At 57.6% G+C, this 26,027-nt stretch carries 19 protein-coding genes; 11 read left to right on the forward strand and 8 right to left on the reverse strand.

Annotation, left to right across the window (positions count from 1 at the left end; genetic code table 11):
- Positions 1-161: 161 nt before the first annotated feature.
- The gene (gene hisN, locus BJ928_RS02140; RefSeq protein ID WP_047627436.1) at positions 162-938 is read left to right on the forward strand and encodes a histidinol-phosphatase; all 777 of its coding nucleotides are present in this window, start codon (positions 162-164) and stop codon (positions 936-938) included.
- A 52-nt stretch (positions 939-990) separates the two neighbouring features.
- Here the strand turns inward: hisN and BJ928_RS02145 are convergent, their stop codons facing one another.
- Positions 991-1,878 carry a choline kinase family protein gene (locus tag BJ928_RS02145; RefSeq protein WP_047627438.1) on the reverse strand — a complete coding sequence of 296 codons (888 nt, stop codon included), beginning with the start codon at positions 1,876-1,878 and terminating at the stop codon, positions 991-993.
- 269 nt (positions 1,879-2,147) lie between these two features.
- Between BJ928_RS02145 and BJ928_RS02150 the strand changes: the two genes are divergently transcribed.
- The 4 genes from BJ928_RS02150 (at position 2,148) to BJ928_RS02165 (ending at position 7,724) form a co-directional block, all read left to right on the forward strand.
- Positions 2,148-3,320 carry an iron-containing alcohol dehydrogenase gene (locus BJ928_RS02150; protein WP_047627440.1) on the forward strand — a complete coding sequence of 391 codons (1,173 nt, stop codon included), beginning with the start codon at positions 2,148-2,150 and terminating at the stop codon, positions 3,318-3,320.
- 58 nt (positions 3,321-3,378) lie between these two features.
- A complete protein-coding gene (locus BJ928_RS02155; RefSeq protein WP_052227458.1) occupies positions 3,379-4,773 on the forward strand; it encodes a 3-deoxy-7-phosphoheptulonate synthase class II in 1,395 nt (464 codons plus the stop codon).
- On the forward strand, positions 4,770-6,425 hold the full coding sequence (locus BJ928_RS02160; RefSeq protein ID WP_047627442.1) for an electron transfer flavoprotein-ubiquinone oxidoreductase: 1,656 nt from the start codon (positions 4,770-4,772) through the stop codon (positions 6,423-6,425). The genes BJ928_RS02155 and BJ928_RS02160 overlap by 4 nt, the downstream gene beginning before the upstream one ends.
- Positions 6,426-6,521: 96 nt before the next feature.
- Complete coding sequence (locus BJ928_RS02165) at positions 6,522-7,724, forward strand: Mur ligase family protein (protein WP_245432217.1); 1,203 nt, start codon at positions 6,522-6,524, stop codon at positions 7,722-7,724.
- Here the strand turns inward: BJ928_RS02165 and BJ928_RS02170 are convergent.
- The 4 genes from BJ928_RS02170 to BJ928_RS02185 all read right to left on the reverse strand — a co-directional run bounded on the left by BJ928_RS02170 (position 7,709) and on the right by BJ928_RS02185 (position 11,296).
- Positions 7,709-8,230: a dimethylsulfonioproprionate lyase family protein gene (locus tag BJ928_RS02170; RefSeq protein WP_183079351.1), complete on the reverse strand. Its 522-nt coding sequence runs from the start codon at positions 8,228-8,230 to the stop codon at positions 7,709-7,711. The two genes, BJ928_RS02165 and BJ928_RS02170, sit on opposite strands and share 16 nt — an antisense overlap.
- 182 nt (positions 8,231-8,412) lie before the next feature.
- Positions 8,413-9,345: an electron transfer flavoprotein subunit alpha/FixB family protein gene (locus tag BJ928_RS02175; protein ID WP_047627446.1), complete on the reverse strand. Its 933-nt coding sequence runs from the start codon at positions 9,343-9,345 to the stop codon at positions 8,413-8,415.
- A 21-nt stretch (positions 9,346-9,366) separates the two neighbouring features.
- Entirely contained in the window at positions 9,367-10,116 is a 750-nt protein-coding gene (locus BJ928_RS02180) for an electron transfer flavoprotein subunit beta/FixA family protein (RefSeq protein ID WP_047627447.1), read from the reverse strand.
- Between the two features lie 118 nt (positions 10,117-10,234).
- Positions 10,235-11,296, reverse strand: coding sequence for a helix-turn-helix domain-containing protein (locus BJ928_RS02185; protein WP_183079352.1), 1,062 nt, complete (start codon positions 11,294-11,296; stop codon positions 10,235-10,237).
- 257 nt (positions 11,297-11,553) lie between these two features.
- Here BJ928_RS02185 and BJ928_RS02190 point away from each other — a divergent pair, with 257 nt between their 5' ends.
- The 4 genes from BJ928_RS02190 to BJ928_RS02205 all read left to right on the forward strand — a co-directional run bounded on the left by BJ928_RS02190 (position 11,554) and on the right by BJ928_RS02205 (position 21,268).
- Positions 11,554-12,768 carry an alpha/beta hydrolase gene (locus BJ928_RS02190; RefSeq protein WP_183079353.1) on the forward strand — a complete coding sequence of 405 codons (1,215 nt, stop codon included), beginning with the start codon at positions 11,554-11,556 and terminating at the stop codon, positions 12,766-12,768.
- Between the two features lie 173 nt (positions 12,769-12,941).
- Positions 12,942-14,201 carry a glycerate kinase gene (locus BJ928_RS02195; protein WP_047627452.1) on the forward strand — a complete coding sequence of 420 codons (1,260 nt, stop codon included), beginning with the start codon at positions 12,942-12,944 and terminating at the stop codon, positions 14,199-14,201.
- A 283-nt stretch (positions 14,202-14,484) separates the two neighbouring features.
- Complete coding sequence (gene dcm / locus BJ928_RS02200) at positions 14,485-16,476, forward strand: DNA (cytosine-5-)-methyltransferase (RefSeq protein WP_130270587.1); 1,992 nt, start codon at positions 14,485-14,487, stop codon at positions 16,474-16,476.
- Positions 16,477-17,230: 754 nt separating this feature from the next.
- Positions 17,231-21,268, forward strand: coding sequence for a hypothetical protein (locus tag BJ928_RS02205; protein WP_147413884.1), 4,038 nt, complete (start codon positions 17,231-17,233; stop codon positions 21,266-21,268).
- A 234-nt stretch (positions 21,269-21,502) separates the two neighbouring features.
- Here the strand turns inward: BJ928_RS02205 and BJ928_RS02210 are convergent, their stop codons facing one another.
- Entirely contained in the window at positions 21,503-21,847 is a 345-nt protein-coding gene (locus BJ928_RS02210) for a gamma-glutamylcyclotransferase family protein (RefSeq protein ID WP_047627455.1), read from the reverse strand.
- A gap of 133 nt (positions 21,848-21,980) precedes the next feature.
- Here BJ928_RS02210 and BJ928_RS02215 point away from each other — a divergent pair, with 133 nt between their 5' ends.
- Positions 21,981-22,799, forward strand: a complete 819-nt coding sequence (locus tag BJ928_RS02215) for an arginase family protein (protein WP_047627456.1) — start codon at positions 21,981-21,983, stop codon at positions 22,797-22,799.
- 3 nt (positions 22,800-22,802) lie between these two features.
- Complete coding sequence (locus tag BJ928_RS02220) at positions 22,803-23,477, forward strand: FMN-binding negative transcriptional regulator (RefSeq protein ID WP_047627458.1); 675 nt, start codon at positions 22,803-22,805, stop codon at positions 23,475-23,477.
- An 80-nt stretch (positions 23,478-23,557) separates the two neighbouring features.
- On the opposite strand, the gene BJ928_RS02225 is transcribed toward BJ928_RS02220, so the two are convergent.
- Positions 23,558-25,381, reverse strand: a complete 1,824-nt coding sequence (locus BJ928_RS02225; RefSeq protein WP_047627460.1) for a cytochrome c biogenesis protein DipZ — start codon at positions 25,379-25,381, stop codon at positions 23,558-23,560.
- Between the two features lie 18 nt (positions 25,382-25,399).
- On the reverse strand, positions 25,400-25,885 hold the full coding sequence (gene msrB, locus BJ928_RS02230; protein ID WP_047627461.1) for a peptide-methionine (R)-S-oxide reductase MsrB: 486 nt from the start codon (positions 25,883-25,885) through the stop codon (positions 25,400-25,402).
- Between the last annotated feature and the right edge of the window lie 142 nt (positions 25,886-26,027).

The following is a 26,027-nucleotide window of genomic DNA, read 5'->3' on the forward strand; positions in this document are numbered from 1 at the left end:
GGATGCAGCGCTAAGTCGTGCAACATCTTGTGGAGATTGGTGCCCCGTTACGGTTGGAAAGTCAACATGTATCCACATTTTTTGAGCGACAATTGTGCATATACGTGGTTTATGTAGGCAAACCTTTGTACAAACCCACAATAAGCACAATGGAGACGGCAATGCTTTCAAACGGAATGGAAGACTATTCGGAATTCGCGGAGGAATTGGCGGATCTCGCCCGTTCGCTGGCACTTCAGCACTTCAGGAAGACGGTGAAGTTCGAACGCAAGGAGGATGAAAGCCCAGTGACTATCGCGGACAAGGCGATCGAGCGCGCCATGAGGGAAGCAATCGAGCGGCGCTATCCAACGCATGGCGTTTTTGGCGAAGAAACTGGCAAAACGGAAGGCGGCAAGGAGCTGTGGGTTTTGGATCCGATAGACGGCACCAAGAGCTTCCTGACGGGAATGCCGTTATTCGGCGCACTTATCGCGCTTCTGCAAAATGGAGAGCCATCGGTCGGTGTAATCGAAATGCCAGCGCTGGGCGAACGGTGGGTCGGCAAAAAGGGCGGGACAACGCTCAACGGCGATCCAGCAGTCGTAAGCAACTGCAAGGTTCTGGCGGATGCCAGAGTCTACACCTCATCGCCTGATTTCTTCCCTTCGGCGGAAGATTGGGAGCGGTACGATCGAATGAGCCGGTTGGCTGCTATCCGGCGCTTTGGCGGGGATTGCTACCAGTACGCTCTGCTGGCGTCCGGATTCTGCGACCTGGTGGTCGAGGCGTCGCTCATGCCATACGACTTTCTCGCCTTGGTTCCGGTAATTGAAAACGCGGGCGGCCGCATTACCGATTGGGATGGCAAGCCTCTTACAGTTGATTCCGGAGAACACGTGGTCGCGGCAGCAAGTCCCTGGCTGCACGATGAAGCGCTCAAGGCGCTAGCGCGCTAACAAAAAAGCGCTCGCGGGATTACCCGCGAGCGCCGCCATCCGACTTCTCTACCTAAGCCGAAAGTCTCGCCATCGCTTTTTCAAGGCGCTGTAGGTAGTCCTCGGTATAGGTTTCGTAGTCGAACGATATTTCGGAGTGATGCTCCGAGATCGCGCTCCACAGCGCCTCACGGAGCAACGACGCGCACTTCATGGCATGAAGCGCCCTCACCCGCGCCCCGTCCGGCTTCTCGCCATAGTATGTTTCAAGCATGAGCACGTCCTGCGACGCATCGAATTCGTTGTTCGAGGACAAGTTGGCGAGATCGAAGAGTGGGGTGTTCAATCCCGCATAGTCCCAGTCAAGGACCCAAAGCCGCTTCCCGTCGTCGATGAAGTTCGCCGCAAGCAGGTCGTTGTGGCTAAACACAATGTCGACAGGCCCGACTGACGACTCGAGCATTCGGCAGTGAGCAGCAAGCTTCTCGAGTCGTGGCACCAGTCGGCTGCCTTCCCGTCTAAGGCGCGCAATGTAGGACCGCACGACCTGGAAAACCCAGAATGCCAGAACCGGACCGGTGTAATGGTCGCCGATGCCCGTGTGGTACTGTTTTATCAGTCCGACGATACGCTCGATCCGCCCGCTGTTGCGGACATCCGAAGGAGTGAGAGTCGCTCCTGTAACGAAGCGGCTCACCATCATGCCCGGCACGGCGTGCACGACTTCCGGCGAGACACCAGCATGATAGGCAGCGGTCGCCGCCGCCGCCTCGTTGAATCGCATCACTCCATGCACCGGAATGTCGTCGCCGAACCTGACAACGTAGGTGTCGGGGCCGTCCACCACGCGATAGTTCCTATTGGTAAGCCCTCCCGCAAGGGGGCTGACGTCGATGTTGCCATTCCATATTTTCAGGGATTCAATTCGTTCGACTGCTCCCTGCAGGTCGTCCTTGGCCATGTTTTCAGTTCCCAGATTCTTATTTGCCGATCCGATGACGGGCAAACTTGTTACACCAAGAACGACTAAAAGCAACAATATCCAACGATAATTGATCACTTTCCGTGGTTTTGTGTTGACAGACGAGGCTTTCGAAACGTAAATCCACATCAAGAAAGCGGTGGGAACGGAATGCTCGGCGGCTTTAAACCGCCTGCAACGCGCAGATTTTCGTCACCGCTGCTTCGCCTCTCAAAGTCGTTCTTCTTGCGAACCCGAAAGATGGAAAAATGAGCGAGCCTACAAACCTCCGTGGCAACTGGAATTACCCAACCTCGATCCGGTTCGGCGCCGGCCGCATCAGCGAACTCGCCGAGACATGCCGCTCGTTGGGGATGTCGAATCCTCTTTTCATCACCGATGCCGGCCTTGCAAAGCTTCCGGTCGTCACCGACACGTTGGCCCTTCTCGCTCGTGACGGACTTCCATGCGGTCTATTTTCAGAGATTCAGGCAAACCCAGTCGGCAAGAACGTGGAAGACGGCGTCTCGATCTACAAGAAGGGCGGCCATGACGGCGTGATCGCCTTCGGAGGAGGCAGCGGCCTGGATGCGGCGAAGGCAATCGCACTTATGGTCGGCCAGACGCGACCGCTGTTCGACTTTGAAGATCGTGAGGATTGGTTCACTCGTGTCGATCCCGAGGGTATGGCGCCAGTGGTGGCTGTTCCAACAACGTCCGGGACAGGCTCGGAGGTCGGTCGTGCGTCGGTAATCACCGACGAAAGCGATCACACGAAGAAGATTATCTTCCATCCCAAGATGATGCCTGCCGTCGTCATCGCAGATCCCGGCCTAACGGTCGATCTTCCTCCCAAGATTACGGCGGCGGTGGGAATGGATGCGCTTTCGCATAGCCTGGAAGCATATTGCAGCCCCTTCTACCACCCTATGGCTCAGGGTATTGCTCTCGAATCCATCCGCCTGGTGAAAAACTACCTTCCGACAGCGGTGCAAGACGGCAAGAATATTGAGGCGCGTTCGCAAATGATGGTCGCCTCCAGCATGGGGGCCACGGCCTTCCAGAAGGGGCTTGGCGCCATGCATTCGCTGTCGCATCCATGCGGCGCGCTTCTCAACACTCATCACGGCCTGACGATCGCAATCGTCATGCCTTACGTGCTGAAGTTCAACCGCTCGGCGGTTGAGGATCGCATCGTCGCTCTGGCCCGTTATTTGAATCTCCCCAATCCCTCGTTCGACGCGGTCCTCAATTGGATACTCTCGCTCCGCGAGCAGATCGGCATCCCTCATACTCTCGATGCTGTGGGCGTGAAGGAAGAACACATCGCCGAACTTGCGAAGATGGCAGAAAACGACCCGTCTTGCGGCGGAAATCCGATAGCCGTGAACGCAGAAAATCTGGGCAAGCTTTACAAGGATGCTCTGGCGGGTCGCCTGTAGAGCTGACCAGACGGATGCGTCGCCTCGTAAGGCGGCGCATCTTGGGAGGGAATGGAACATGTCGACTTGGACACCTGCAACATGGCGCGGCTTACCTGCAAAGCAGATACCCGACTATCCGGACGTCGAAAGCCTTGCTGCCGTCGAGAACCGCATCGCCGGTTATCCGCCGCTAGTTTTCGCCGGGGAAGTTCGTCAGCTCAGGCAGCGGCTTGCTACGGTTTGCAAAGGTGAGGCCTTTCTTCTCCAGGGTGGAGACTGCGCCGAAAGCTTCGACGATCATGGCGCCAACACGATCCGCGATTTCTTCCGCGTCTTCCTGCAGATGGCGTCTATCGTCACCTTCGGGGCCTCAAAGCCAGTGGTAAAGGTGGGCCGCATCGCGGGCCAGTTCGCAAAGCCTCGTTCCTCCACGAGCGAACGCCGCCAAGGTATTGAACTGCCCGTTTACAGGGGCGACATTGTCAACGGATACGATTTCACACTGGAGCAGCGAACGCCGGATCCAGAAAGACAGGAAGCAGCTTACAGGCAGTCCGCCGCAAGCCTTAACCTTTTGCGTGCCTTTGCGTCCGGTGGCTTCGCAAACTATGAAAACATCCACAAATGGACGTTGGAGTTTGTAGCCGGAACACCGGCCAGCGAACGCTTCGCAAGCCTTGCCCACCGTGTATCGGAAGCATTGGGATTCATGGCAGCGTGCGGTATCGACGCGGAGAATGCCACCGCTCTCCGCAGTACAGAATTCTACACCTCGCACGAGGCCCTGCTCCTGGGGTACGAGCAGTCGCTGACAAGGACAGACTCCACTTCGGGCAACTGGTACGCGACCTCCGGTCATATGCTTTGGATCGGAGACCGAACACGACAGCTCGACCATGCACATGTCGAGTTTTGTCGGGGAGTTCAAAATCCGATCGGGTTGAAGTGCGGCCCCTCGATCAGCGCCGACGAACTGATCCGTCTCCTCGACATACTGAATCCGCTGAACGAGCCCGGCCGTATCGTCCTCATCGCCAGAATGGGCACGGACCGCATCGAGGATCGACTGCCCGAGCTCGTAAAACATGTACGGCGCGAAGGCCGTGAGGTCGTTTGGTCCTGTGATCCGATGCACGGTAACACCATCGAGGCCGGCGGCTACAAGACACGCGCGTTCGACCGCGTCGTGGGCGAGATCGGATCCTTTTTCGATATTCACGAGGCCGAAGGAACATATCCTGGCGGCGTTCACATCGAAATGACGAGCCGCGACGTCACCGAGTGCCTTGGCGGAGCGCACGCGCTTTCACACGAGGATTTGCCGCTTATGTATGAAACCAAATGCGATCCGCGCCTCAATGCAAGCCAGTCCGTCGAACTCGCGTTCATGCTGTCGGAAAGACTGTCAGACTTCAAACGGTCCGTGCGCACGCAGCATATGACGAAACACGTTAATGGAACAACACGATGACTGATGTGCCCGAACGCGAAAGCATGGAATTCGACGTAGTGATCGTCGGCGGCGGTCCTGCCGGCCTTTCGGCGGCGATCAGGCTGAAGCAGGTCAATCCGGATCTCTCCGTCGTCGTCCTGGAAAAGGGTGCCGAAGTCGGCGCGCATATCCTCTCGGGCGCGGTCGTCGACCCCATCGGTATCGATCGCCTGCTGCCCGATTGGCGCGAGGAGGCAGATCACCCTTTCAAGACCGAGGTGAAAGACGACCACTTCCTGCTGCTTGGCCCCGCCGGCTCGATCCGCCTTCCGAATTTTGCCATGCCGCCGCTGATGAACAACCACGGCAACTACATCGTCTCGCTCGGCAACGTCTGTCGCTGGCTGGCGGGCCACGCGGAAGCCTTGGGCGTCGAGATCTATCCAGGCTTCGCCGCCACCGAAGTGCTCTACAACGTCGAGGGCGCCGTCATCGGTGTCGCCACCGGCGACATGGGCGTCGAGAAGAACGGCGAGCCCGGCCCCAACTTCACCCGCGGCATGGAACTGCTAGGCAAGTATGTGCTGATCGGCGAAGGCGTGCGCGGCTCGCTGGCCAAGCAATTAATCGGGAAGTTTGGTCTTTCCAAGGGGCGCCAGCCGCAAAAGTTCGGCATCGGCATCAAGGAGCTCTGGCAGGTCAAGCCGGAGAACCACAAACAGGGTCTCGTCCAGCACTCCTTCGGCTGGCCGCTCGGCATGAAGACCGGCGGCGGCTCGTTCCTGTATCATCTGGAAGACAATCTCGTCGCAGTCGGCTTCGTGGTTCACCTGAACTACAAGAACCCCTACCTTTCTCCGTTCGAGGAGTTCCAGCGCTTCAAGACTCACCCCGCTATTCGCCGCACCTTCGAGGGCGGCAAGCGGCTGTCCTACGGCGCTCGCGCCATCACCGAAGGCGGTTACCAATCGGTGCCGAAACTGACCTTCCCAGGCGGCGCGCTGATCGGCTGCTCCGCCGGCTTCGTCAACGTCCCCCGCATCAAGGGCAGCCACAATGCGGTGCTGTCAGGGATGATGGCGGCGGATCGGATCGCGGCAGCGATTGCCGCAGGTCGCGCCAATGACGAAGTGGTCGAGATCGAGAACGACTGGCGTTCGAGCGACATCGGCAAGGACCTGAAGCGGGTCCGCAACGTCAAGCCGCTGTGGTCGAAGTTCGGCACGGCTGTTGGCGTGGCGCTCGGCGGTCTCGACATGTGGACCAACCAGCTCTTCGGCTTCTCCTTCTTCGGCACGCTCGGCCACGACAAGACCGACGCCCAGTCGCTGGAGCCGGCTTCCAAGCATAAGGAGATCGATTATCCGAAGCCCGACGGCGTGCTGACCTTCGACCGTCTCTCCTCGGTGTTCCTGTCGAACACCAACCACGAGGAGAACGAGCCGGTGCATCTGAAGGTCAAGGATATAGGGCTGCAGGAATACTCAGAGCTAGGAGTTTATGCCGGCCCGTCGACGCGGTTTTGTCCGGCAGGCGTCTACGAGTGGGTGGAAAAGGATGGACGGGAGACCTACGTCATCAACGCCCAGAACTGCGTCCACTGCAAGACCTGCGATATCAAGGATCCCAATCAGAACATCAACTGGGTGCCGCCGCAGGGTGGCGAGGGGCCGGTTTATCCGAACATGTAAGACGGTGAACTTGCGATGTCATCTCCACTACCGCTGGCTTTGGCCCTGCAAAGGATGGACGAGCTCACGAACTGGGAACAGCGGCCACGTGGAGACATGCGCGTTGGCCTTTCCGCAATAGAGGATCTGGCGGATCGCCTCGGCAATCCGCATCGCGGCTACCCGATCGTCCACGTGACCGGCACAAAAGGAAAGGGGTCGACCTGCGCGCTGATCGAGGCGGGGCTTCTCCGAGCGGGTCTTTCCGTAGGTCGATATGGCTCGCCTCATGTCCATCGGGTCAACGAGCGAATTTCCTTGAACGGGGCGACCATCGACAACACCACGCTAGGTGTCGCGTTGAACGCAGCGCTTCGTGCCCACTCCGCCGCGGTCGAAGACGGAACGCTAGGTCGGCATGCTACGTGGTTTGACCTCATGACCATTGCTGCATACCTCACATTTGCACAGTCTTGTATCGACGTCGCCGTAGTTGAGACTGGGCTTGGTGGAAGGCTGGACTCTACCAACATCGCGCGCGCTGACGTCGCCGTCATCACGAACGTGCACCTTGAACACACGGAAGTTCTGGGCAATACGAGGTCAGCTATCGCATTTGAAAAAGCCGGCATCATAAAGCCGGCCTCAGTCGTGGTCACGACGCTGGCCAGCGATGACGAAGCGGGGAGCATAGTACATGCTCGAGCCCATTCGCTTGGCTGCAGGCTCTTTTTAGCAGAAGTAGACGCTGGGCAAACAATCGCGGACAGGAACAGATCCGTGGCATGCACGACACTTGACGCCCTTGGAAGCGCCCTTCCCCGCCTTTCCGTCGGAGGCTGGCTTATCGACAAAGACACAGCAAACTCAGTAAGGCTGCCGGGGCGGCTGGAAGCCTTTACCGAACGTTTCCGCGCACGAGACCGGCTAACGTCGGTGCCTGTAATCGTCGATGGTGCCCACGTGCCATTCAACCTGGCTGCCGTTCTGCAAGACCTGCAGGTTCGACCGGAATGCAGCACCCGGCCCGTCGTCGTTATCTCAATCGCGTCTGACAAGGATGCAGACGGTCTGTTGGCAACCCTTGCGGTCATTTGTCCCACATTGGTTGTGGGAACAATTGTCAACAGAAGCTCGCGCCCACTATCTGACCTCCAAGGCATTTGCGCTGAACTGAATATCAGCTTCGTTGCCCAAGAAAACCCTCAGGCCGCGTATCAGAAAGCAGTCGAGGCTGCGGCAGAATTGAACTCATGGGTCTTGGTGACAGGCTCGCTGCATCTGGCTGGAGCTCTCCAGTCGCCCTATCGCTCCAACTGACACCAGACAGCGAGGAAAGGCTTTGCGGTGCATCTGATCGCGAGGCCGCGTCCCGCATCGTTGAAAGCCATCGAGCCGATACCCATGCGCGTCCAGTGCCCTTCTCCGATCCGAAATTCTCCGTCTGACAAGGCAAGAAACGTTCTGGCGCGCGATTGCGTGTGGTCCGGGAAGCGGGTGTAAGGCGCCATCAGCATGATACCGATCCTTACGTCGCCTCTTTCCTCCATTCCACCAGGACCGACAAGGATTGCCTGCGCATTCGCGTGCTCGAAGTTCACACTGGCGAAAAGGCCGGTTTTGCACGGATACCAGTCCACTTTGGAAGAGATATGCCGGAGAGATTCGGCTAGGCCCTTGAACCGAGTACCAAGTTCGGAAAGTTCAGATAATGCCTGCGCAAAAGGTTCGGTCAGGGAAGTTGCGATAGCCGCCGACGCCGCCCTCGATCTACCTGGCTTGGAGAGATTATGGACGACTTTTGCGGCGGTGAATTTCGCCATCATCGTACTCTCGCTCGCCAACATGATGTTGTAAATGCAGTCGAGCGCTTCCTGCAGGCACGGCGGACGGCCCCTAAGGCCGCCCGCCTGGGCAGTTTCCTGGCTCGGCGCTATCGTGTCAGCGACCAAGAGGTCGGCGTTACTTCTCACTGACCATCCTCCCGCTGCCGACACCATAGCGCTCCCTAGATCGCTTTTTGGAACTCGGGAAGTACCTCGAAAAGATCCGCCACAAGGCCGTAGTCGGCAACCTGGAAAATCGGTGCATCTTCGTCTTTGTTGATAGCGACGATGACCTTTGAGTCCTTCATGCCTGCGAGATGCTGGATCGCACCCGAAATGCCACACGCGATGTACAGGTCCGGTGCAACGACCTTTCCGGTTTGGCCAACCTGCCAATCGTTCGGAGCATAACCGGCATCGACAGCGGCACGCGAGGCGCCGACAGCGGCCCCGAGCTTGTCGGCGACCGGTAGGATCACCTCCTGGAACTTATCCGAGGAGCCAAGGGCGCGGCCACCTGAGACGATGATCTTCGCCGAGGTCAGTTCTGGACGATCCGAGGAAGAAATCGCTTCCGAGACAAAGGATGAAAGCTCGGAGGAAAGAGCTGCCGTCGAGATGGCCTCGACGGCAGCCGAGTTGCCCTGAGCGGGCTGGGGAAACGACGCCGTGCGTACGGTTATGACCTTTTTCGGATCGACGGACTGGACTGTCTGGATGGCATTTCCAGCATAAATCGGGCGCTTGAACGTGTCGGACGAAACAACCTCGATGATTTCCGAGATCTGCGGCACGTCGAGGAGGGCGGCGACGCGAGGCAGGACGCTCTTGCCGACAGAATTCGCTGCCGAAATAACGACGTCGTAGTTTGCGGCAAGCCCGACGATGAGGTCGGCGAGTGGCTCTGCCAGCTCGTTTGCCAGGCTTGGGCTTTCAGCGAAAAGGACCTTGTCGACGCCCGCGAACTTCGAAGCCTCGTCCGCCGCAGCGCGCGCGCCGTTTCCCGCTACAAGTACGTGGACGGGTCCGCCGATCTTCGTGGCTGCGACGAGCGCGCGAGCCGATTGGTCCGACATGGTGTTGTTGTCATGATCAGCAAGCAAGAGAATTGACATAAGAGATACTCCGATATCCGTTTAGAGAACGCGCGCTTCGGTCTTGAGCTTTTCGATCAGTTCCGCGACGGACTTGACCTTGACGCCGGCCTTGCGTCCAGCAGGCTCCTCGACCTTGAGCACCTTCAAACGCGCTTTGGTATCGACGCCGAAGTCGGCCGGCGTCTTCTTGTCCAACGGCTTCTTCTTCGCCTTCATGATGTTGGGAAGCGACGCATATCTCGGTTCGTTCAGCCGGAGATCTGAAGTGACGACGGCAGGCAGCTTGACCTTGATTGTCTGCAGGCCGCCATCAACCTCGCGGGTGACCATGGCGTAGTCGGCATTGATTTCAATTTTTGAAGCGAATGTCGCCTGGGCGCAGCCGAGCAATGCCGAAAGCATCTGACCCGTCTGGTTTGCGTCATCGTCGATCGCCTGCTTGCCGACAATGATCAGCCCCGGCTGCTCCTCAGCGACCACGCCCTTGAGGATTTTCGCGACTGCGAGCGGCTCCGTAACATCATCGGTTTCGATTAGGATCGCGCGGTCGGCGCCCATGGCCAGAGCCGTACGAAGAGTCTCCTCGGTCTTTGACGCTCCGATCGATACCACAACGACCTCAGAGGCCGTTCCAGCCTCACGCAGGCGCAGAGCCTCCTCAACCGATATTTCGTCGAAGGGATTCATCGCCATTTTTACATTGGCGAGATCGACGTCCGATCCGTCGGACTTCACCCGGATCTTCACGTTGAAATCCGCGACCCTTTTGACCGGAACCAATACCTTCATTGAAGCGCCTCTCCTTTGAACCACCACGCCGGCATCCTCATCACAACCGGGTGTTCGAATTGGTGTTTTACTACCTACAAACTCCGCAGATGTCAACGCAAACCCACACATAACCGCACTATAGTGTGGATATTCGAGCGTTTGTCACGCCTTGGTGTGGAAATTCGGCATATCCAAGCGACCTAAGCCTTGTCGCGCGAGGGTTCAGACCAAAGTGTTCGAAATAAGCTCTCGAAAAATGAGAGGACGAGATGAAGCCGCATTGGCTGGCGATCTCGCCAATCGGGATGTTCTTGCTCGACAGCAGATATCTCGAAAGCTCCAAACGCACGCTTTGATAATACCGAGCCGGGGTGCATTGGGCATGTGTTTGAAAGAGTCTCTCCAACTGGCGCCGGGAGATCCCGACGTTGAAGGCGATCTCCTTTAGCGTAAGCATCGGCAGAACGTGGGTCTCCATCAGCTTGATCGCTGCCACGACGGTTGGGTGCGACGCTGGATGCCTGCTTGCGAATGGTCTCGACTGCAATTCGCCACTTGGCCTCACACGCTCGACAATTGCAGCTTGGCAGAAATGAGCAGCTACGGCTTGACCGCCAGCAGATCCCACCAAGTGGGCCATCATATCCACAACGGCAGAACCACCTGCGCAGGTGGCAACATCTTGATTTTCCACGAACAGCTCCCATCTCGCAGGGACCGCCGCGCCGAACTCGGCGAGAAACTCCGATGCGTGGCCCCAATGAAGGGCGGCCTCAGTGACCAGACCGGCACGGGCGAGTTCGAACACGCCCCGTTCAATACCGACAATTCTCGCGCCTAAAGTCCGTTCCTTATTGAGAAAACGCCCGAGCAGTTTGGAAGTCTGGGGACTGACGCTTGAGGAAATGACATAGACACTTTCGAAAAAATTCCCCCGTCCTTCGCCGGACCTATGCAAAAAAGTAGAGTCCGCGGCGATTTTCACGCCCGCGTCGCTGACTACATCGGCCGAGTTCAGCGACATGACCCACCACCCGTATGCCGGCTCGGAGGAGCATTGGTTTGCGATCCTCAATGCCTCGAGGACAGCGGTGAAGGAAAACAGGTTGAATCCATCGGCGACAATGATGCACGCGCGGTGACGAGGTCGCACGGAATCATATACCAAAGGGCTATCAAGTTTTGGCGCATGTTGCATGGTTCGCAGTCCAAACTTCCGTTGAGCCATGAATTTGCCAAATGGCACATAAAGCCACATATAGCCACAGTTATATTGCACAAAATGTGGTTCTTATAGTGTCGTAAAAGTTCGAAACGCGATAAGCGAAGGTGTTGTGGCCTCGGCAGTGTGATCCGTCCGGACCCGAATGGAGATGGGACAGGTAGTTGCGGGAGATTGAATCCACCAGAGTTTGGCGCAATCACATGACCCGTAGGAAACGGGAAGGAGCTAAGATGTTGTCGCACGCACAAGCCACCGTGCGTAGCTCGGATTCAAACATAAAAAAGGGGATCGAGTTCATGAGAATGCTTCGAAAGACTGCAGCAATGCTGGCAGTTCTAACCGCACTCACGATCGCGACAGGCGCTGAGGCGAAGAGTTCCTGTGACGACATAGATAATCGATGCAAGCAGCCGCTCTCTACCGGCATCACAATGTCGTACATGGAGTTCGGGCCGAAAAGCGGTACGCCCGTCATTTTGATACATGGCCTGACGGATAGTGTTCGCTCATGGTCGACGACGATTCCCTTTCTCCTCCGATTTGACCGTAAGCTGCATATCTTTGCTGTCGATCTGCGCGGTCACGGCGGCAGCACGATGCCGCCGCGTAGGCTCTGCGCGACCGAGCCTGAATCGTGCTTTGAAGTGAAAGATTTCGCAGACGACGTAACCGCGTTCATGAAAGCGAAAAAAATCAACAGCACTTTCTTGGTAGGTCACTCGCTCGGCACCTTCGTCACTCAGGAAATCGCGCTCGACAGTCCTTCGATGGTCCGAGGCGCCGTTCTCGTTGCGACAGCCGCGAAGGCCACCGACAATGCTGTGCTGCGCGACTACGTGCTCAATGAGCCGGTAGAGGGAAGTTGGAAGAAGGCCCTTGAAGCAAGGGGTAAGAGATACCCTATCGACTTCTATGACGAAATTCCAGCGAGCGCCGATAAGGACGTGGAGAAGTGGTTGGCCGCGAACTGGGATGTCGATCCACTAGCTCCTGATAGCTTCTTGCGGCCCTATCTTCCCGAGACAGCCCATGTGCGACTCGGTACCTGGATCGGCGCCACCATGGCCCTGCTTGCAACTGATCATACTGAGCGCTTGAAAAAGCTGTCCGTTCCGACGTTCGTGATTTGGGGTTCTCAGGACAACATTTTCCCTGCTTCAGACCAAGAGCAGGTGAGGCAGCTTCTCACAGAAGCGGCCAAGCGTAGGGGCGGCCAAAACTTCTGGAAGCAGTATGGAATGATCCCCCTGCCTGCGTCAGGCGCGCAGGAGAGCGATGTCGGACATAATGTGCAATGGGGAGCACCCGAGGCGGTAGCAAAGGATATCGTTTCCTTTATCGAGACCGGAAAACCTCTGGATGCAAGGCCGGCAGCGAAGAAGACCTCGGACGGCTTCACGATTGTGGAGGTTAAAACTCCTGAGGGCTTTGTGGGCCTGAAGTAGTCGACGAAGGGCGATGCGGCGGTGGTTGCCTTCGCATCGCCGCGTGCCGGAGCGACAGACTACCACGTTTTCATTGGCGAGCCAGCACGGCCTTGGCCGCCAGCCACATCGAGCAATGCAAGTCCGGCATGCGAGCTCAACCCCATGCGGCACTTACCTAGGGAATACACGATATGGATTTTGAAGCACGGAGCTTCTTAACCTCCCTTTTCAAGGCGGCTGTAACGGCTGCCGACCCACTGAACGGTGTTGTGCGGCATCTTCCGGAAAGGCCGAAAGGCAAGACGGTGGTCGTCGGCGCGGGCAAAGGCGCGGCTCAGATGGCGCGCGCACTGGAGAGCATTTGGGACGGCCCACTGGAAGGCGTCGTCGTCACCAGATATGGCTATGGCTGTGAGACCAGACATGTGGAAGTCATCGAAGCTTCGCATCCAGTACCAGACTCTGCGGGGCTCGCCGCGTCGAAGCGCCTGATCGAGACGGTCAAGGATCTATCCGCCGATGACCTCGTCATCGCTCTCATCTGTGGCGGCGGCTCCGCTCTGCTCCCATCTCCGCCTCAAGGTCTGTCGCTTGAGGACGAAATTTCTTTGAACGAGACACTGCTGTCTTCGGGCGCGCCCATCTCCGCGATGAATGTCGTGCGTAAACATCTGTCAACTATCAAGGGCGGCCGCCTGGCGACGGCGACTAAAGCGCGCGTCGTGAGCCTCATAGTCTCTGACATTCCGGGCGACAATCCCGCCCATGTTGCATCGGGCCCTACTGTGCCGGATTACTCAACCCGACACGATGCTCTTGAGATCATTGCCCGATACGGCCTCACATTGCCGCTGGCGGCAATCGACCACCTAAACTCGGCGGCAGCCGACGCGCCGCGGCCCGACGATCCTGCGGTCGTACGCAACAGTCACCACGTTATCGCCTCGGCCGGCGTTTCTCTCGAGGCTGCCGCGCAACTCGCTAGAGCGAACGGCATAGAGGCGGCGATCCTGTCGGATGCCGTAGAGGGGGAAGCTCGCGAGGTGGCACTCGTGCACGCAGCCATCGCCAAGGAGATCCTTGCCCGCAATCGGCCGTTTTCCAAACCTGTTGTGATCCTCTCCGGTGGCGAGACGACGGTCACCATTCGAAAAATGGGCGGCAAAGGTGGGCGAAATGGCGAGTTCGCGTTGGCGGCGGCGATTGCGCTCGACGGGTACGATTTTCACCTCATCGCCGCCGACACCGATGGCATCGACGGCTCGGAGGCCAACGCCGGCGCCTTTGCCGATGGCACGACCGTCAAGCGACTGCGTTTGACGGCGCTGGACGCGCGACGCATTCTTGATGCCAACGACAGTTTCACGGCCTTCAACGCCATTGGCGACTTATTCGAAACAGGTCCGACCGGGACGAATGTCAACGATTTTAGGGCGATCTTGTTGAGCTGAGCCGAGATCAGCGTCGCGAAATACTGTGCTCTATCATCTTGCCGGCACACCATGAGGTAGTGCGGCTTTCGAAAAAGCTCGTTGAGCCTTGTGACCATCTCCGCCCGAACACTCACCACCCGACCCCGTTCGTCTGAGCCTCCACACACCGCCACCTTCCGCGCCGTATTAGCGATCACTTGTTTGATCGGTTGAATTTGTTTGAACGGGGGATCATCGCTGGCACGTCTCGACTCAAGTTTTAGCAATTGCCTTGCAGATCTGGAAAGCTGTGGTGCGATATGTGCGTATCAAACTGACACAACGGAATGGCGCGATGCACGAGACGGCTGCAGCTCTCAGCAAAACGAGATCAGAGATCATCAAGCTCCGCAAGGCAATGGTCGACAAGGCATTGGAACTCGCGACGAAGATCTCTGAACTTGAGAGCCAGATCGCCCCTGCTGATGCACGGGAATTCCTCGTCGCCCGATGCAATTTATCGCGATCAGAAATTGCCTTTTACGGAAAAGTGACGAGAAGGCTTGCGCCATACACCGATGTGCTCAGGAACAACGGTGTCTCCTACGACATGATCAGGAGCTTGGCTTCAGCGCGCGAAAGCGTGCGAGGCCGCGCACTGGCATCGATCGCCTCCGGTGCACGTTTCGACCTGTCCGACTTTCGCGTACTGCGAAAGCGGATCGCGGACGACGCAATGTCCGCGCGCGAAATTTCGGTCTCGATGCGCAAACGCATGATGCACGCTTTTGCAAAGCGACACGCGAAGACCGTGATTGCTGAATTCGAAACCGGTGCAACAGACCTGATGCACGAAATAGCTGGCTTGAACCCGTCGACTGTAGACGGCTCACCTTCCAGTTCGGCTGCCTCCATCGCCGACAAAGCTCAAAAGCTAATGCCGAAGTTTGAAGCAGCCTTCGGATCATCGCACGCCCGCCACGGCGACGCCGAATGGCGATCGCTCAAGCCCGCAGCCCGCGAGGTCGCGACAACCCATCGCGCATTGGGCAACCTCGCATCGGCGGCCGAAGGATCGCCACGGTCGCAGAAAATCCGGTCGCACATGCTTTCCACGCTCGCGACTGGCCCCCTTGGGACCTTGGCCCGATTTACCGGAAACGACCACTTCATGTCAGGGATTTTGCCGCCGCCCAGGCAACCGCTGACGAAGCTGCCGACAAAGCGCCTTCGGACCCTGGAACTGTGCGCGGGGGCCGGAGGTATGGCGATTGGGTTGGAAGCCGCCGGCTTTGAACACGTAGCCCTTATCGAGTTTGATAAAAACGCAGCGGCTACAATGAGACGCAATCGTCCTAACTGGCCCGTTGTCGAAAAGGATCTAACGACGATCGACTTCACCCAATATGCCGGCCAGATTGACCTCGTTTGCGGAGGTCTACCATGTCAACCCTACTCCGAAGAAGGCGAAGGCAAGGGACATGCGGACGAGAGAGATCTACTGCTTGAGGGCGCCCGCGCCGTACGTGAGATCCAGCCCAAAGCATTTCTCTTTGAAAATGTCCGTGGTGCTCTTTTCGCAAAACATTCCGACCAGATAGCGCGCTTTCTGAAGGAGTTGAACGAAGCGGGATACGATGTCCAGATCGTCGAAGTAAACACGCAAGACTACGGGATCGCGCAGAACCGCCCTCGTATTTTGTTCATTGGACTTCGGACGCGCGACCGCCGCCACTTTGAAATGCCTAGCCGGTTCCCAGAGCGCCGTGCCAATGTCGGCGAGACTCTTTACGATCTGATGTCCGCCAATGGTTGGAGCGAAGCGAAAAATTGGGCCGAATATTGCCGAACCGCCACCTTTGAACTCGACGACGGCGCCGTCGTCCAAGGTGCGCAGGCGTTCACACTTCTTGGCAGAAAGGGTAAAGCGCGAAAATTGGAGGCACTCCGCTGGAAGCGCAGTGGTCTCGATCCGTCCGGCGTTCCTGACGCGGCCCCGACCGATGAGCTCGCCCGCAGAAATGGACCGGACTTTGTGCCGGGCTTGACGATCCGCATGAGGGCAGTTCTCCAAAACTTCCCGACCGAATTCGAGTTTGTCGGCGGAAAAGAATCGGTCGCAAAGCAGATTGGCAATGCTGTCGCTCCCAGGATGGCACAGGCATTCGGACTGGCTCTGTATTCCGCGCTGGAACATGTCGAATTTGATATCGAAGCCATGCTGTGGCCTGAGGACGTCCGCCGAAAACGTCCGATTATCGACCCACCACCATTGGAACCCTCTGTCGCGCTTCGAGAGGAAGTGGAAGCCTGACGATGTATTTGCTGATCGTGATCAGGCCTATCTGACCTCCCAAAGACTCGATGGGGTCGGCTCTGTTTGAATGAACCGAACCGGCGATGGATCGACATCTGTCGAGGGTTGTGCTGCTGCACCGCATGTTGTGTTTCCGCCACTCGTCGCGCCTCCATTTCGATTTAATCGAGGATGGCGCGCCGATTTCAACTTCACAACAGGTTTAATCCGCTCGCGCCCTATAGGCAGCCGCTCGGGCGGACATGCGTGTTATATGATTCCTATATTCGCAATTTCGGGAACCCGCGCAAGCAATTGAAAAATATACGTAATTTACGCCGATGAAAATTTACTTCACTACTTTTAGACAGAACTTCACTAGAATTCGAGCAAGTTTGAGCCGGAACGGGAGATTATTCGGGGAGTCGGAACAATAAAGCAGCGCAGTGCGGATTGCGCGACCAATAGATTTGCACTAGCAGGCGCCTTCCCCGCGGATATCTGAGTGGGCATCGAATCCGAGCCGTGATGAGAAAGCAGACGGTCAGTCGATTGTTCGGAGGATCCGAATAACAGTTCGGGAAATCCGATGAAGCGCACTTTGTGGGGACGCACTCTGATTCACCTGGTGGAACGACAGACAATCAACAAAAGGGGCCCGGACTTAACGGGGTCTTGCGTTCGAACTCTTAGTTGAAAAGCTCTGTTGATTGGCATGGCCGACAGCTCGGTCGGCATGGATCTGCGCCCGCCGATTGGCTATCGATATTCAATGGTCGATTTCTACATTAACCGCCGCCTAGTCATTGATCTCGAACACCTGTCAGAGCAGGAGGTTTTGGATCGCGGCTCGGTGTTTGTCGTCCTAGCTGAACCAGGAGCGGGTAAGACCGAGCTGCTAGGCGAGCTGGGTCGAATCTGGGGCGTGAAACCGGTCCGGGCAAGCCTGTTTCGCCATAGCTCTAGGACCGCGCAGACAACACCCTTGATTGTTGACGCCGTGGACGAAGCGGCGAGGATCGATCAGTCGGCAGTAGACCAAATAATTGTTCGGGCACGGGAGGCATGTGACGGTCGCGTCGTATTCGCCAGTAGATCGTCGGAATGGGCGGAAGACCGTACACGCTTGGTCAGGGATTGCTTCGGCACTGACCCGATAATCGTTAGAATCGAGGCGTTTTCTGACGAGGAGCAGAAGCGGCTTTTTGACACACATCTGCATGGCGAATCCTTTAGTGACTTTTCGAAAGAGGTCGAGCGTTTCGGGCTTTCAGATTTGCTGGGCAATCCGCAGTTTCTCAAGCTTCTCGCAGATGCATTTGTTCAGGGTGGTCGGCGCTTCAGTTCCAGAACTCAAATATTCGAGGATGCTGTCGACAGGCTTGCGCTCGAGCTAGGACCGATCGCTGGTCAAAGGCGCGCGCCCACGAAAGACATCGTCGCTGCCGCGTCCGAAATCATGGCGAAGCTCCTACTCTCGGGGACATCGGGCACAGCCACGAAAGAGCAGCAAGCAACCTCGGAGTTTCCCTACCTCCCGCTGCTGTTGAACTCCAAGGTAACTGAGTCATTCGCAGCGCTGGATACGAAACTATTCAAGCCTACCGCCCACTCCGACCATCACGAACCGGCCCACCGGATCGTCGCCGAATATTGCGCGGCGCGGTACATCGTTGGTCGGGTATCGGACGCTCGAAATCCACTACCACTTCGAAGAATTCTCGCCGTGATCGCACCCAATGGCTTCGTGCGCGACGAACTGAGGGGGCTGGTAGGATGGTTAGCAACGGTAGGTTCTGAGGCTATCCAGTGGAAAGCGGTGGAGTTGGATCCTTACGCAGTGCTGGGCAACGGCGATCCTTCGCGACTTGCTACTTCTTCGAAAAGACGCCTGCTCCAAGCGCTGGAAAAAGCGGCGTCGATGAACCCCGGCTTTCGGCGCGGCGATTACGTTCGAAAGTTCAGCGTCAACGGGTTCTTTTGCAACGAGGTGGCAGAGGATGTGGTCTGCCTTCTACGCAGGTTGTCTGTGAACTCGCCTCTTACCGACTTGCTTTTGGAACTCCTGGTGGTGGCCGGTGGTCCGACAGTGCTGGTTGGTGAAGTTAGCAAAATACTCCATGACGTCTCCGCAGCGCAGCACACGCGCGTCTGGGCGTCGCGTGCACTTATCAAAATTTCCGGACAAGAGCCTGAAGCAGATTTTCAAAGACTCCTCGACGAAGGAACAGCCGCGGCGTTAGGCGTGGCTGTTGATATGGTTCATGAAGCGGGAGCAGATGCGTTTTCTGACACACTGTTCGCGAAGTTTCTCGATGTCCTCATTCTCCACCTGCAGCCGCCACGTCGCATTCGTGACGACGCCATATGGATGGCTTCATTCGAGCTCAAGAATGTCCTGGCGAAGTTCGCACCCCAACGGATAGCTCTTCAACTAGATAGACTAACAGAGAACCTCGCTTGTTCTTGCGGTCGACCAAACCACGATTGTCAATGCAGGCGCGGCGTGAGCATTGTCGCTGGACGACTGCTCGACCGCTATTTCACGGACATAGTGGGTCCACACCATCCGCAAAATGTTTGGAAGTGGATCCGGGCGCTTTGGTATGAACATCAGGGAGACGCCAAGACCAACGCCGCAATTCGGTTACTCGTGAACGACGACGGACTTCGCCACTATGTACATAGGCTAGCGTTCATCAATGCCGACAGCATTGACACAGCATGGGATATTCGATGGAGCCTTTGGGATGGTCATCACCACAGTGGATTGTTGCTGAGGAGCGACGATGACCGATTGCTGACTGACTACGCGTTCGAAATCAACAACGTGCATGTCTGGGCTGTCCTATGGCATCGGCCGCGCTCCTCAGGCGAGAACCAAGGCCCGGATGAGCGCCGTCGGCGTCTGCGAGAGCAAGCAGCACAAAAGCCGACTTTCGCGGCGGAATGGGCGCGGCGAGAGAGGCGCTTCCGACTGCAGTTCGCAGAGGATCGGTCGACGAAAAGCAGACGTCTCCGTCGGAGGGAGAGGAAAGACAGGCAGCAAGAGCTTCAGTATCAGGCGAAGCTATTTCAAGAACGTGAACTTATAGAAAGCGGTCGAGACTGGGGATGGGTCAACTATTTCACCAACCGATATCTCTCCGACCGAGCGAGCCTCTCCGATTCAAACGGAGAAAAAGTGATTGCCGAGAATTGTCTAAAAAACTGTCTCCACCATCTCGCCGTGCCATCATTGGCCCAGCTCGCTGTTGGGCGAAATCTTCGAGGCGCACGCGCTGCTTTTGCATCGACTTGGATCCACTCCTGTGAGGGAGGGGCTTTGGACCGGATCGACACGCCGTTTCTGCTTGCCGCTTATGTGGAAGCGAACAGATCTGGCTGGATGGACGAAAGCGAATTCAAAGGATTCGAGCATGAGCTCGAAAAACGTCTTTTCAAAACCGTCAGCGACGTGGAGGCCTTTGCTCGGGGCTACATAGAACCTGGGCTGATGGGGCCGAGGGAAGGATTCACGCACGTCTGGTGGCTCGTCAGAACGCAATTGTGCTCGACGTTTCGTTCGGAACTGGCGCGGGAATGGTTGTGGAGATTCCCAGACATGCCCGCCTCTGCTCAGGAGACACTGTTCAACTTGGCTATAATGACGAAAGATCGCCATAGCCTTCTGGCACTGATTGGCGAGCGCGCGCGTGCTGAGGCATGGTCGGATGGCGAAATGGCTGCCGAAGCTAACGATCGCCATTTGGACAGGCGCTTCTGGAGGATCAGGAGGTTTTTCTTTGAAAGTGAGGATAACGACGGATGGGACGATCTTAGGTTCGACCCTAAATCAATTTTCGCCATCGATGACAAAGCCGGGCGCCTAAGCGACGGGAACAAGGGCTGGCCAGGCCTTTCTGCAGAAAAGATTTACAAGATCCTCGACGCTTTCGTCGAGGAGTGGCCAGAGGTTCACCTTCCCAATACCTGGGGCACAGGAGATCCAGATGAACAGCGCGCCTACCGCTTCCTGCGAGACGAGGTTTGGAGGATAAGTCGCGACGCTCCTGATCGCGCGTTACCGGTGCTTGATCGACTAATTGCCGATCGGCGGTTCGCCGGTTTCGACGAGGCACTATCGACGATGCGTGCGGAAACTCTCAAAAAATTGGCGCTTTCAGGCTTTACTGCACCGACTGCCAGGGAGATTTCATCGCTGTTCGACGTCGCAGGCGTCGCAAGCGTGGAAGATTTGCGGGCACTCATGGTGGAAGAGCTGGAAAATCTTCAGGATTGGCTTCGTACTGCGGAGACTGACGCGCTCGAAACTTATTACCGTGACGACTTGCACGTCGACGAAAACACTGCGCGCAATCGCGTTGTGGACGTACTGAGGCACCGTATGACGGCCATGAACATGCCAATCGTGATCGAGCATCACATGGCGGACAGTAATCGATGTGATTTCACAGCATCCGCAATGATCGAGGGACGGCGCCGTCTTCTCGTGGTTGAAGCAAAGGGGCAGTGGCACCCTAAACTATTTTCGGCCGCCGCGGAGCAATTAAACGAACGCTACGCCACCCATCACGATGCTGAGTCCCAAGGCGTGTATTTGGTTTTCTGGTTTGGACCTGACGTCAAAGTCGCCGATCGCGTCGGCCACGATCTGCGAACCGCGAGTGATCTTCGCACGCGGATTGAGGAAACGATGCCGGCGGAACTGCGAGCGTTCATAGATGTAGTCGTGTTGGACGTGTCTCGGCACCCGTCTGGAGAGAAATATCCTCCTCGTTCAAGTGTCTCTGCGCAGAGAAATGCCTAATGTCGCCACGCTATAGAAGGTTTCATTATCCGCACGGAGGAGCGTCGAGCTGAAGGGACGAAAACTTTGCGTTTATCGATCCACTTTTTGGTTCTATCGATCCAAAAAGTGGATCGTAACCGGTGTCCCGCTCTCACGTTGTCCTCGCTCGATCTGATCTGTGTCGAACAAGCCCTGATGACGATGGAACTGCCGGGCGCCGGCCGCGAGGGAGCAGTCTGAGGCGGTGTCGCTTCACGCCTTTACGTAGACCCAGGCTTTTGTGCCCGAGGCGAGCACAACTTCGATCCGCTTGTAGTCGGACACCTCGTAAGCGTCCGCAGCCTCGAGCTCAGCAGCCGTGATATCGAAGACTGTGCCGGCGATCGCGTCGCCGTAGCTGTCCGACAGAATAACAATCGGGTGAAACCGCTCGCCGCTCTTCGCGAGCACATCAGGGTCGGTGATTTCTACCATCTCTTTGCGGAAACCCGGCATGGCGTCAGGTCGCCCGGTGAGGAGCCGCCCAAACGACGACATCTGGACGTTTTCCAACTGCAAAGTGCCGTAGGAAAAAAGGTGGATCTTCGGGTCGGACATGAACGCCTCTATGTGCTTGCGGCCGAAAACTTCTGAGTTGCAACCGCCGTGCTGGTCGATATATCCGTTGGAATATAGCGATCACCTTAGCGGCGCAACAGCGGCTGGCCGCCGGCAGGCTTAAGCAGGGAGTATGGATTTGACGTTCGAGATAATTGTTTCGCAGGGACGCATCGCCGACCGAACACCTGGTGCCATCACGGGCGCGGCCAAGACGGCGAAGGCCCTTCAGGATCTAACCGGACTGTCTGCGTGCTCCATCGGAACGCCGTCACCGGCCAAACAGGACGACTGGTCGAACAGCCTGCCGGACGCGCGCGACAGTCTGTCCAAGCTCCAGACCGAGGTGGTCGATATCTTCGGCCGCGGCAACACGCCATTGATGGCCATGAACACCTGCTCCGCGAGCTTGGCGACATTGCCGGTTGTTGCGCGTCTATTTCCCGAAGCGACAATCCTCTGGATCGATGCGCATGGTGACTTCAATACGCCGGACACCACCGAGAGCGGATACCTGGGTGGCATGGTCCTCGCCGCGGTGTGTGGTTTCTGGGAAAGCGGCTTTGGCCAAGGCGTGGATCCCACCAGGATCGTAATTGCAGGAGCAAGAGATATCGATCCTGTGGAAGCTAGACTGCTCGAGCGCGCTGGTGTCCGATCCCTTTCACCGACGCAAACTAATCCGGACTCGATCCTGTCGATTATCGGCGATCGCCCTGTATGGATCCATATCGATTGGGATTCAATGGAACCTGGCTTCGTACCTGCCGCCTACGCCGTGCGGGATGGCCTGCTGCCGAAGACGCTGCGCACCATATTCGAGAAAATTCCGGCACAGCAGATCGTCGGCATTGAACTCGCCGAGTTCGAGGCATCTGGCGATGACGATAAGGATGCATCCGCGCTCGGCGTCCTGATCGATGCGATATCACCATTGCTCGGATCGAGGTGATTCATGCACTACGCCGAATTCAAGCTCAACGAGCCCGACCTGATCCCAGCCATGGTTTCAGCCTTCCCCTTTGCGACCATCATGGTCAACGGCCCGACCTCTCCGCTCGCTGTGCACGCGCCGGCAACCTTGAGCACTGGCGCCGATGGCTCTGAGAGCCTGGAGTTTCATATTGCCGTGGCAAATCCGGCGTTCGAGACGATGCAGACGGATCCTTTCGTCACCGTATGTTTTCACGGGCCATCGACAGCGATCTCGCCCAGTTGGTACGAGGGCCGCTTCCCCACCAGGGACGCCGACCGGAGCCGGACCGCACCGACATACAACTACCTGAACCTCGTCGTGACCGGGCGCGTGACGCCATTGAACACGACCGAGCTTCGAGACCAGATAAGAGACCTGGTCCAAAAGCTCGAACCGGGTGGCGGCTGGCAGTTCCACGAAATCGCTACCGAAACCTATGCGGCGTGGTCTGCACTCATTCGCGGGTTTCGCGTCAGGATCGAAACAGCCGATTTGACCGCCAAGCTCAGTCAAGAGCAGAATGTCGAAGATCGTCTTGGAATAGCCAAGGGACTGCGCCGTCGGTCAGGGTTCATGGATGATGCAATGGCAGGGCTAGTTGAAGGATTCGATGGGTCCGCCGGCTCGCTCACGTCTTTGATCTGTGCGCGATAACAAATCTAAGTTTGACGGGATCAGGCTTAGTCCTCGTGAGCCTGTCCCCGCCCTTGCGAGCGCCCAATGCGCAGTCTCCGTCAGCCGAAGGTAAAGGCGTAGGCTTGTACGCCGGGATCGAGGAAGCGAATCTCGAACGTATGATCGGCTACTGGCCCGCGCTGGCGCAAAAGCTGATAAAGTCGCTGCCCGGTCACCGTGCCGTTCCCATCCGCATCGGTATCGACACCATGGCTGTCGCCCGGCGCCTTCCCATCGACCGTGACCTTGAAGCGCACGGGCCTGCCATCGACGCCGGGGCCGAGGACAAGGTGCAGATCGCGGGCGTGGAAACGAAAGTACACGCTGCCGTCCTTGTCGTTCAGATCCGCGTTCTCAGCGCCGACGGTCCAGTTCCCCGTCAGTCCCCATTCGTTCAGGCGAGGTTCGGCGGCGGTATAGACGTGCGGCGCGTCGTTGGTGGTGCCCTTGGCATCGACGAAGTGCTCCGAGCGCTGCCAGCCGACATAGGTTTCAGGAGACTGGACATCGCTCGCGTTGGAGGCTGCTTCGGCACCCGTCGCTATCACGTCAACGACATCGCCGGCCACGTTTGACTTGCCGGCCTCCGCAAGGAGCTGCTGGATGACCCTCTCGGACTGGTCATACTCGCCTTCCCCAAAATGGTGATGCCGCACGCGCCCTTGAGCATCGATGAAATAATGCGCCGGCCAGTACTGATTGTCGAAAGCGCGCCAAATGGCGTAGTCGTTGTCGATCGCCACCGGATAGGCGATGCCGAGATCGCCGACCGCCTTCTTCACGTTGTCGACGTTCTTCTCGAAAGCGAACTCCGGCGCATGCACGCCGATCACGACCAGTCCCTGATCCTTGTACTTCTCAGCCCAAGCTTTAACGTACGGGATGGCGCGGATGCAGTTGATGCAGGAATAGGTCCAGAAATCAACGAGGATGACCTTGCCCTTTAACGCGGAGACAGAAAGCGGTTGCGAGTTCAACCACTGAACGGCACCGTCGAGCGACGGCATGGTGCCTTCGACAGGGAGGACGTCGGCGCCAGCCTTCGGTTTTGCCTGCATCATCATCGCATTCGACCCGCTCATCATGGCCGGGTTGCCGCTCATCATCATGGCGCCTGTATCATTCTTGCTCATGACGACCGAGGATGGATGCCGCGGCTGGAGACTGTCGATCAGGCGTTGCTCCAGCGACGCCGTACTTGCAACGGAGGCCCGCGTCAGAAATCCGGTGTCCAGGCCCAGTCCGATGGCGACGACAGCGACCAAGACGGCAATGCCTACGCCGCGCCGCAGCCACTCGCCGACGCCGAGGGACCGTTTCATGACCTGGTACACCCTGCCGCCGACGAGCAGTGCCAGGGCAAGTGAGGTCGCCGCGCCGAGTGCATAGAAAAGCAGGAGCAGCGTGGTGCCGACACTTGCGCCTTGCAAAGCAGCGCCGGTGAGGATGAGGCCGAGAACCGGGCCGGCGCAAGGCGCCCACAAGAGACCCGTGGCAATACCGAGAAGAAGCGACGAGACGATTGTCGATCCACTCGTCCGGGCATCCTTGTCGGCAGACTGCGAAAGACGCGCGCCCAGCGAAACGATGGGGCGCGTCAAACGGTCGGAGAGTGCTGGGAACAGCAGGACAATGCCAAATGCCGCAAGCAAAGCCATTGCCGCGTAGCGACCATATTCGTTCGCCCGTACCGCCCATCCGCCGCCCAAGGCGGCAAGCGTTGCGACAGCGGCAAATGTCGCCGCCATGCCCACGAGCATGGGCAGGGTGCTACGCATGAAAGGCTGCCCAGCGCGGGCGAAAACGAACGGCAGCACCGGAAGAATGCAAGGACTGACGATCGTCAGGACGCCGCCGAGATATGCAAGGATGAAGAGGATCATGGAATGGTCTCTGTGCGATCAGGCCGAAGCCGGATGAAAAGTCATGGCGACGCCGTTCATGCAGTAGCGAAGACCGGTAGGCTTCGGACCGTCATCGAAGACATGGCCGAGATGACCGCCGCACCGACTGCAGTGAACCTCGGTGCGGGCCATGCCGAACGAGGTATCCGTCGTCGTTGCCACCGCACCATCGAGCGGCACCCAGAAACTGGGCCAGCCCGTGCCGCTTTCGAATTTCGTGGTCGATGAAAATGCGTCCTGCTCGCAGCCCGCGCAGGCGAAGTTGCCCTTGCGGTGTTCCTTGAGGAGCGGGCTGGTGAACGGGTATTCGGTTCCTTCCTTGCGGAGAACGGAATATTGATCCGCGGACAACAGTTTTTGCCATTCCGCATCCGTATGCGACACGGCAAAGCTTTCCGCGGCTATGGCCCTGCCTGTGAAACCGAAGCGAAGTGCGAGGATGCCGAGCCCCGCACCGGTAAGAACGTGACGTCTGTTGACCATAGTCGTGATCTCCTCGCGTAGCCCACTGCGCCCGGACGTAGGACGCGTTGAGGGTGTTTAACTCTGGATCGCTATATCGTCGTGAATATAGCGATACTCAGCTCTACGCGAGAAGAGCTCGTTTTGTTACGGCGCGGCGACG

The organism is Rhizobium sp. WW_1, from assembly GCF_003610155.1.
Taxonomy (GTDB): Bacteria; Pseudomonadota; Alphaproteobacteria; order Rhizobiales; family Rhizobiaceae; genus Rhizobium; species Rhizobium tropici_A.

Coding starts and splice junctions, on each gene's coding strand:
- msrB (WP_047627461.1), bottom strand. CDS start 25,885: ATGGTCAACAGACGTCACGTTCTTACCGGTGCGGGGCTCGGCATCCTC.
- BJ928_RS02220 (WP_047627458.1), top strand. CDS start 22,803: ATGCACTACGCCGAATTCAAGCTCAACGAGCCCGACCTGATCCCAGCC.
- hisN (WP_047627436.1), top strand. CDS start 162: ATGCTTTCAAACGGAATGGAAGACTATTCGGAATTCGCGGAGGAATTG.
- BJ928_RS02165 (WP_245432217.1), top strand. CDS start 6,522: ATGCGCGTTGGCCTTTCCGCAATAGAGGATCTGGCGGATCGCCTCGGC.
- BJ928_RS02155 (WP_052227458.1), top strand. CDS start 3,379: ATGTCGACTTGGACACCTGCAACATGGCGCGGCTTACCTGCAAAGCAG.
- BJ928_RS02210 (WP_047627455.1), bottom strand. CDS start 21,847: ATGTCCGACCCGAAGATCCACCTTTTTTCCTACGGCACTTTGCAGTTG.
- BJ928_RS02180 (WP_047627447.1), bottom strand. CDS start 10,116: ATGAAGGTATTGGTTCCGGTCAAAAGGGTCGCGGATTTCAACGTGAAG.
- BJ928_RS02145 (WP_047627438.1), bottom strand. CDS start 1,878: ATGGCCAAGGACGACCTGCAGGGAGCAGTCGAACGAATTGAATCCCTG.
- BJ928_RS02175 (WP_047627446.1), bottom strand. CDS start 9,345: ATGTCAATTCTCTTGCTTGCTGATCATGACAACAACACCATGTCGGAC.
- BJ928_RS02150 (WP_047627440.1), top strand. CDS start 2,148: ATGAGCGAGCCTACAAACCTCCGTGGCAACTGGAATTACCCAACCTCG.
- BJ928_RS02195 (WP_047627452.1), top strand. CDS start 12,942: ATGGATTTTGAAGCACGGAGCTTCTTAACCTCCCTTTTCAAGGCGGCT.
- BJ928_RS02215 (WP_047627456.1), top strand. CDS start 21,981: ATGGATTTGACGTTCGAGATAATTGTTTCGCAGGGACGCATCGCCGAC.
- BJ928_RS02225 (WP_047627460.1), bottom strand. CDS start 25,381: ATGATCCTCTTCATCCTTGCATATCTCGGCGGCGTCCTGACGATCGTC.
- BJ928_RS02185 (WP_183079352.1), bottom strand. CDS start 11,296: ATGCAACATGCGCCAAAACTTGATAGCCCTTTGGTATATGATTCCGTG.
- BJ928_RS02170 (WP_183079351.1), bottom strand. CDS start 8,230: ATGATGGCGAAATTCACCGCCGCAAAAGTCGTCCATAATCTCTCCAAG.
- BJ928_RS02190 (WP_183079353.1), top strand. CDS start 11,554: ATGTTGTCGCACGCACAAGCCACCGTGCGTAGCTCGGATTCAAACATA.
- BJ928_RS02160 (WP_047627442.1), top strand. CDS start 4,770: ATGACTGATGTGCCCGAACGCGAAAGCATGGAATTCGACGTAGTGATC.
- BJ928_RS02205 (WP_147413884.1), top strand. CDS start 17,231: ATGGTCGATTTCTACATTAACCGCCGCCTAGTCATTGATCTCGAACAC.